The sequence below is a fragment of the Serratia sp. (in: enterobacteria) genome, assembly GCF_046715635.1.
GTDB lineage: Bacteria > Pseudomonadota > Gammaproteobacteria > Enterobacterales > Enterobacteriaceae > Chania.
This window is the reverse complement of the sequence record NZ_JBKJYW010000307.1, coordinates 1-7,544: the sequence shown is the minus strand read 5'-3', so window position 1 is coordinate 7,544 and position 7,544 is coordinate 1. Positions and strand designations below refer to the sequence as shown.

At 54.9% G+C, this 7,544-nt stretch carries 6 protein-coding genes; 2 read left to right on the top strand and 4 right to left on the bottom strand.

Annotation, left to right across the window (positions count from 1 at the left end):
• Positions 1–184 precede the first annotated feature (184 nt).
• Entirely contained in the window at positions 185–1,504 is a 1,320-nt protein-coding gene (locus ACLQ7H_RS15950; RefSeq protein WP_411753522.1) for an alpha/beta fold hydrolase, read from the bottom strand.
• A gap of 288 nt (positions 1,505–1,792) precedes the next feature.
• On the opposite strand from ACLQ7H_RS15950, the gene truC reads away from it, so the two are divergent.
• Together truC and ACLQ7H_RS15940 are read left to right on the top strand one after the other, a co-directional pair.
• On the top strand, positions 1,793–2,551 hold the full coding sequence (gene truC / locus ACLQ7H_RS15945) for a tRNA pseudouridine(65) synthase TruC (protein WP_411753521.1): 759 nt from the start codon (positions 1,793–1,795) through the stop codon (positions 2,549–2,551).
• Between the two features lie 33 nt (positions 2,552–2,584).
• Positions 2,585–3,034, top strand: coding sequence for a flavodoxin (locus ACLQ7H_RS15940; protein WP_411753520.1), 450 nt, complete (start codon positions 2,585–2,587; stop codon positions 3,032–3,034).
• A gap of 250 nt (positions 3,035–3,284) precedes the next feature.
• Here the strand turns inward: ACLQ7H_RS15940 and ACLQ7H_RS15935 are convergent, their stop codons facing one another.
• The 3 genes from ACLQ7H_RS15935 to glnD all read right to left on the bottom strand — a co-directional run bounded on the left by ACLQ7H_RS15935 (position 3,285) and on the right by glnD (position 7,451).
• A complete protein-coding gene (locus ACLQ7H_RS15935) occupies positions 3,285–3,674 on the bottom strand; it encodes a DUF3461 family protein (protein ID WP_411753519.1) in 390 nt (129 codons plus the stop codon).
• A 231-nt stretch (positions 3,675–3,905) separates the two neighbouring features.
• Positions 3,906–4,730 carry a 2,3,4,5-tetrahydropyridine-2,6-dicarboxylate N-succinyltransferase gene (gene dapD, locus ACLQ7H_RS15930; RefSeq protein ID WP_021179905.1) on the bottom strand — a complete coding sequence of 275 codons (825 nt, stop codon included), beginning with the start codon at positions 4,728–4,730 and terminating at the stop codon, positions 3,906–3,908.
• Between the two features lie 42 nt (positions 4,731–4,772).
• A complete protein-coding gene (glnD, locus tag ACLQ7H_RS15925; protein ID WP_411753518.1) occupies positions 4,773–7,451 on the bottom strand; it encodes a bifunctional uridylyltransferase/uridylyl-removing protein GlnD in 2,679 nt (892 codons plus the stop codon).
• Positions 7,452–7,544 lie beyond the last annotated feature (93 nt).

The window sequence follows — 7,544 nt, the reverse complement described above, 5'->3', positions numbered from 1 at the left end:
GAATCGGGCTGTGGCGTCAGGTACTACTCGGTTAAAGTCTACCCACCTTTGGGGGGGTAATTAAAGTACCTTTAAACATACAAGGGGACCGATCGAGTGTGTTTGAAATTGTAGTGACTCACCTTGGAAGAGGGGTGTTCTCGCTTGCTGAGATTACTTTTTACTTCCAAAAGAGCAGGGCCTATCAGCTCGCTATCCTTGCGAGGAAGGGTTGGGGTGAGGGGGCGTAAATGCCTGCTTCCTGCGCCATCGTCTGCAAATGACCAAAAACATTACCAACGCGTAAGCCGTTATGCTCATACTCGTTGGTGATCCACGGCGTCAAATTACCCACCTGTTGCGCCGTCGCCAGCGAGAGCTTCAAATCGACATACATATCGCTGAAATAAATGGCGGCGAATACCGGAACCTGATTGTCTAACAGGCGAGCGCTGTTATACAGCGGTGACCACACCCGGCGTTCGGCCAGCAATTTAACCGGTTCATTGAAGGGGCGCAGGGCGGCGATATCGGTGAACATCCAGGGGTAGATCATCTCCCCGGTCAGGTAGAGCGGGCGCCGATCCCCGGCAAAAGCCTCGAAGCTGTTTCGCTGCCGCTCGGCGGCCCAGTTGGTGGCCTTATCTTGCGCGTAAATACTTTCATGCAGCGCGGCAAACAGTGGATTCTCCGCATAGCTGGTCAATGCCATCACCTGTGACAGAAAGGTATCACTGAAATCGCCGTCCGGATTAAAGGCTTCGTCAAACAGCCACAGCAGCCGCTCGTAACCTTCACTCATGCCAAGATCGATCCCCAGACTTTGCAGGCGGCGTACGGTCAGCCGGTCGCCATCGGGCAGTAACACTTCCTCCTGCTCCAGCTTGTCGGCAATCTGGCCGATCAGCGGCTCCAGATGTGGGTAGCGTTGATAGAAAATACGATTTTTGGCCACCACCTGCGGATAGGTATGAGCGTAGACTTCATCGGCATCGGGCTGCAGGCTGGTCAGGCCGCCGGTCATAAAGCAGCAGTGTAAGCCCTCCGGTGCCTGAGAAAGATAGGTCAGCGTGATAAAACCACCGTAGCTTTGCCCTAGCGTGCTCCACGGGTGATTGCCAAAGCAGTTTTTACGCAGATATTCGGCATCGGTGACGATCGAATCGGCGCGGAAGCAGGCCAGGTAATCTGCCGCCTGATGGGCGGTTAGCCCGGCCAGACTCCTACCTTCAATGCGGGTGCTGCGCCCGGTACCACGCTGATCGAGCAGGATCACCCGGTAACTTTTCAGGGCTTCGGCTATCCAACTGCTGCGTGCCGTAGGGCGTGGGCTTTTTCCCCCAGGGCCACCCTGTAAAAACAGCAGGCAAGGGAGCTGTTCATCACGGCGTGACGGGTCAACCAACTCACGGGCAAAGATCTCAATGGTGCGGGTATCCTTGCTATCGAACCAATTCAGCGGGACCTGGACCAGGTGTTCACGTACCCAGATCGCTGGCAACAAATATTCACGTTTAACGCTCATATTATCTTTTCCTATTTGTTTGTTCTCTTCTTCCGGCTGGTAGTTTTATACTGCATCGCCATCTGACTGAACTTTTCTAAGAATTGTCCCGACCCATGATAAAAAAGACTCATTGTGTTGAAAGGTAAGATGAATCTTATATTTCAGCGTAGCGAATAACTAGCATATCAGGGACTTGGCGATTAAAAAATGACCTTTATCGGCAGGAAATGGTCGTGAAAGGCAATTATTAGTAGCGTATGTTTATTATTCAATGCGTTAGTGATCTTCATCGAGAGTTGGAAAGTTATGAAAGTTTTGTACCAGGACGAACATCTGATCGCCGTTAACAAACCCTCAGGTTGGCTGGTGCATCGTAGTTGGCTGGATCGTCATGAGACGAAGTTTGTGATGCAAACCGTGCGCGACCAGATTGGCCAGCACGTATTTACCGTGCACCGTCTGGATCGCCCAACTTCCGGCGTATTGCTGATGGCACTGTCTAGCGAGGTGGCTCGCACATTGTCGCAACAGTTTGAACTGCATCAGGTGCAGAAGACTTATCACGCGGTAGTGCGGGGCTATGTTTTAGAGGGCGGTACCGTTGACTATGCGCTGACGGAAGAGCTGGATAAGCTGGCGGACAAGCATGCCAACCCAGACAAAGGGCCTAAAACGGCCGTGAGTCATTATCAGCCGTTGGCCACGGTAGAGATGCCAGTGGCGATTGGCCGCTATGACACCTCGCGCTATAGCTTGGTTGAGCTGAAGCCGGAGACCGGACGTAAGCATCAGTTACGCCGTCATATGGTGCATCTGCGCCATCCGATTATCGGTGATACCGCTCATGGCGATCTGCGGCAAAACCGTGGAATGGCCGAACATTTTGGTTGTTCACGCCTGATGCTGCACGCCAGCCATCTTCAGCTTACTCATCCGGTTAGCGGCCACCCGCTGCATATTTCCGCGCCCTGGGAGGCGGATTGGCAAGGTGTCATGTCACAGTTTGGCTGGCGTGACGTGCTGCCAGAACTTGAGTTTGTGCCAACTAACGGTCAGGATAGCTGATCATTTTTTAAAGGTAATAAGGGAGCAGCCACGATGGCTCAGGTCGGCATTTTCGTAGGAACGGTCTACGGTAATTCTTTGTTGGTGGCGGAAGAAGCGGAAAATATCCTGCAACAACAGGGCCATGAGGTCAAACTGTTTGAGGAGGGGACGCTGGCAGAGTGGCAGTTTTATCGCCAGCATTATGCACTGGTTGTCACTTCCACCACCGGGCAAGGTGATCTGCCAGACAGCATTGCACCGCTGTTCCAGGCGATCCGCGACCAGGTGGGCTATCAGCCAGAGCTGCATTATGGCTTGATTGCTCTGGGCGATAGCAGCTATGACAATTTCTGCGGTGCCGGGCGTACTGTTGATGCTTTGCTGCAGGAGCAGGGAGCGACGCGCGTAGGTGAAGTGCTGGAGATCGATGCGATCGAGCAACCTGAACCGGAAGTGGTTTCCTGCCCGTGGGTAGAGCAGTGGGGCGCCTTGTTGAAATAGCCTCTCGGTGCCTGGTGGCGAGCGGCCAGGCACGACTTTATTCCTGCTATCTCCTGTGGTGAAGATAAAGCAAAAAAAACCTAATCCCTTAAGCACTCAAGGCCGCAGCCAGCAAGCGTTAAAGAATTAGGTTTTGCCTGCCGGAGCAGTAACTACCCTATCGATTACCGATTTACCCTATCACACGGAAAACTGGCAAAATGTGAACCCGTTGGCACACAGGCGATCAAATTATCGCCGATGGATGCTGTTATTTACCGCGCGTCAGCTTTTCCAGATCGGATTCGATCTCGGCAATCTTGTTGGTGACCACGCTTTGCAGATGCTGCAGGTCATCGAGGATCTTGCGTTTCAGATCCACTTCCACCTGATCGCGCTGGCAGAGTTGATCCAGTTCATCAATCACGTAGCGCAGGTTGGGGTTGATCTCATGGATCTCTTTGTAACCCTGGCCGGCATTGTCTGCCACCACGGTTTTGCGCTGGCGCGGATACTTGAACTTCACGCTCTTGGCAAAGAACTCGCCCTTATCTTTGCGGAAGTAAATCTTGAGGATGTCGTTATTGGCCTCCTGACGCAGGCTATAGCGATCGATATCTTCCGGTTGATTGATACCCAAGCTTTTCAGGTTGTCATACATAATAGCGCCACCTTTTAATCAACTAAGCCCGTCGTCTTTCAAGCTGCAGCTTGAAATTCATAGGGCTATATATTCCCCTGAACGTGCAATATGCAGTGTTGTAAGCTGCAAATCGAAATACATCAGGAATATTCCACTGCCAGAGAGTATGGCGAAAACGCCCGTCACAGACTGTGACGGCCCGCGTATTGAAGGCAAAAAAATGGCGGGTGATGCACCCGCCGTTCAAGCTTAGTCGATAGTGCGCAATAACTCATTAATCCCGACTTTTCCGCGGGTCTTGGCGTCCACTTTCTTGACGATCACTGCGCAATACAGGCTGTAGGAACCATCTTTGGAAGGCAGGTTGCCGGACACGACCACGGAGCCTGCAGGCACACGACCATAGTGCACTTCACCGGTTTCACGATCGTAGATACGGGTGCTCTGGCCCAGATAAACGCCCATCGAGATCACTGAACCTTCCTCGACGATCACGCCTTCAACCACTTCTGAACGCGCGCCGATAAAGCAGTTGTCTTCGATGATGGTTGGGTTGGCCTGCAACGGTTCCAGCACACCACCGATGCCGACGCCGCCGGACAGGTGAACGTTTTTACCGATCTGCGCACAAGAGCCTACGGTGGCCCAGGTATCTACCATGGTGCCTTCGTCGACGTAGGCACCGATGTTGACGTAAGAAGGCATCAGCACGGTGTTACGAGCGATAAATGCCCCCTGACGCACGGTTGCCGGTGGCACCACGCGAAAGCCTTCCTTCTGGAAACGAGCTTCATCGTAGTCAGCGAATTTCATCGGCACTTTGTCGTAATAGCGGGTTTCTGCACCGTCCATTACCTTGTTGTCGTTGATACGGAAAGACAGCAGGACGGCTTTTTTCAGCCACTGATGGGTAACCCATTGTCCCTCGATCTTCTCGGCAACGCGCAGGGCGCCGCTGTCCAGCAGGGCGATCACCTGGTTTACCGCTTCACGCGTTACGGTGTCTACGTTGGCCGGGGTAATATCCGCACGGCGTTCGAAGGCGCTTTCAATAACGTTCTGTAATTGCTGCATGCTGTTCTCTGTCCTGATTTTATTTACGAAAGGTTACTTTTATCACATTTTATCGGTTGGATTGAGTGCCTCTGTCAACCGTTGTTCTAATTTTCTACGTGTTTGCTGATCCAGCGCCCGGCGATCGGCATCGGCCAAAATAAACAAATCCTCGACCCGTTCGCCGATGGTGGAGATACGTGCACCGTGCAGCGACAGGCCCAGATCGGCGAAAACTTCACCCACGCGTGCCAGCAGGCCAGGCTGATCGAGGGCGATCAGCTCCAGATAGCTGCGGCGATCGGTGTGGGTTGGCAGGAAGCTGACCTCGGTCGGCACGCTGAAATGGCGTAGCTTGGACGACGGACGCCGAGCACGCGGCGGTTGATAATCTCGCTGGGTAATGGCTTGCTCCAGCGCATGGCGGATCGCGGCATGACGATCCTGGGCTAGCGGGCTGCCATCCGGCTCCAGCACGATAAAGGTGTCCATGGCCATACCGTCGCGGTTGGTGAAGATCTGGGCGTCATGCACGCTGAGATTGCGCCGATCCATTTCTCCGGCAACGGCGGCAAACAGGTAAGGGCGATCCGGGCTCCAGATAAAGATCTCGGTGCCCCCGCGCGTGGCCTGGTGGCTGACCAGTACCAGCGGTTTGGTCGAATCATGGGCCAGCAGATGGCGGGCGTGCCAGGCGAGTTGATTCGGCGAGTGGCGCAGGAAATAGTCGGCGCGGCAGCGGCTCCAGATATGGTGCAGCGCCTCTTCATCGATATTATCCATGCGCAACAGTGCCAGTGCCTGTAAACGATGGTGGCGCACCCGCTCGCGCAGATCCGGGCTGTTCTGCATGCCACGGCGCAGTTGCTTCTCGGTGGCGAAGTACAGCTCGCGCAACAGGCTCTGTTTCCAACTGTTCCACAAGGTCTCATTGGTGGCACAGATATCGGCGACAGTCAGGCAAACCAGGTAGCGCAGCCGGGTTTCGCTTTGTACTTCGCTGCTGAACTGCTGGATCACGGTCGGGTCCTGAATATCACGCCGTTGCGCGGTCACCGACATCAGCAGGTGGCAGCGTACCAGCCAGGCAACCAGCTGTGCTTCGCGTGAGTTCAAGCCATGCAATGCAGCAAACTCCAGGGCGTCTTGCGCTCCTAAAATGGAGTGATCGCCGCCGCGTCCTTTGGCGATATCGTGGAACAGTGCTGCCAGCAACAGCAATTCTGGGTGAGGCAGGCGAGGATAAAGCTCCACGCATAGTGGATGGCGTGGGCGGGTCTCCTCATCGGCGAAGCTTTCCAGCTTTTGCAGCACGCGAACGGTGTGCTCATCGACGGTATAGGCATGGAACAGGTCGAACTGCATCTGGCCGACGATGCTGCCCCATTGCGGCATATAGGCCCACAGCACGCTGTGGCGATGCATTGGCACTAGCGCCCGTGAAACCGCGCCAGGGTGTCGTAGAATGGCCATAAACAGCTCTCTGGCCTCGGGAATGTTGCACAGTGGCTGTTTCAGATGGCGGCGCGCATGGCGCAACTGGCGCACGGTGGTGGAGTAGATACCTTTGATTTCGCGGTTGCGTACCATCAGATAGAACATGCGCATGATGGCTTCGGGCTGGCGAATAAACAGCGTTTCGTCGCGCAAATCGATCAGGTCGCCACGCAGTTGAAAATCATCGTTCAACGGGCGCGGCTTCTCCGTCGCGTCCAATGCCAGGATTGCTTCATCAAACAGCTGTAGCAGCATGTGGTTCAGCTCACTGACGCGGCGCGTCATGCGATAGAAATCCTTCATCATGTGCTCTACCGGTTCATTGCCTTCCCCCTCGTAGCGTAACAGCTGGGCTACGCTGAGCTGACGATCGAACAGCAGGCGGTTGTCATAACGCGGTAGCGCCAGGTGCAGGGCAAAACGAATCCGCCACAGGAAGCTTTGGCATTCGTTCAATTCGTTGCGTTCGGCCTGGGTCAGGAAGCCAAAACCGACCATCTCATCGAGCGAGGTGGCGCCGAAATGGCGGCGGGCCACCCACAGCAGCGTATGGATATCACGCAGGCCGCCGGGGCTGCTCTTGATATCCGGCTCCAGATTATAGCTGGTACCGTGATAGCGCTGGTGGCGTTGCTGTTGCTCGATCAGTTTGGCGTCAAAGAATTTGGGCGAAGGCCAGAAACCGTCGCTGAAAATGTGCTTCTGCATTTGCAGGAACAGGGCGACGTCGCCGCAGATCATGCGAGATTCGATCAGGTTGGTGGCAACGGTCAGGTCCGCCAAGCCTTCCAGCAAGCATTCTTCCAGCGTACGCACGCTGTGGCCGACTTCCAGCTTGAGATCCCACAGCAGGGTAATGAATTCACCGACGCGAGCGGCCTGTTCATCGTTCAGGCGAGTCTGGCTGAGCACCAGTACGTCGATATCAGACAGCGGGTGCAGTTCACCACGGCCATAGCCGCCGACGGCCAGCAGCGCCGTTTCGGGGATAGTATCAAAGCCGTAAAACAACCACAGCCGCCGCAATAGCCGATCGATAAATTTGCTGCGCGCCGCCACCAGGCTTTCGGCACTGGCACCGGCGTTGAAGGCCGCTGCCAGCCACAGCTGAAACTGCTCAAGACGCTGTTTGAGGGCCGGGCAATTGATCTCTTCATCGCCATAGGTGCTGGGAGCATCCGGCTGCTTGGGCAGGGCCGGTGGTGGAATGACCGGGGTCTCTAGCTCACGATAATTTTCAGACATGTTTCGCCGCCCATAAAAAAAGCCGGCATAGGCCGGCTTGTCACAAGAACCCTGCGGTTCTTACATCTCGTGCGTAATGATGTTGGGGATGGT